Raw genomic sequence first — 224 nt, 5'->3', positions numbered from 1 at the left:
CTGGAGACGACGAATCCGCGCTCATGGAGCTTGACTTTGATCTTGCGCGTGCCATAGGCTTTTCGGTTCTTGTGGAAGATATCCACAACCGCTTCGGTTACATCGTCTTCGGTTGCCTGTTCTTTGGCTTCGTAGTAAAACGTACTTCTTGCGATTTGCAGGACGTCACACATTACTGATACCGAGTATTTATCACGATTGTTCTGGATGATAGCTACTTTCGT

At 46.9% G+C, this 224-nt stretch carries 1 pseudogene; it reads right to left on the bottom strand.

Features of this window, described 5'->3' with window-relative positions:
• Positions 1-224: pseudogene (locus tag JO375_RS00325) on the bottom strand (IS3-like element IS655 family transposase); the annotation flags it as partial.

Origin of the sequence: Paenibacillus farraposensis (genome assembly GCF_020736845.1) — a bacterium.
Taxonomy (GTDB): domain Bacteria; phylum Bacillota; class Bacilli; order Paenibacillales; family Paenibacillaceae; genus Paenibacillus; species Paenibacillus farraposensis.
The sequence above is the reverse complement of the archived record's forward strand: the minus strand, read 5'-3'. Positions and strand labels throughout refer to the sequence as shown.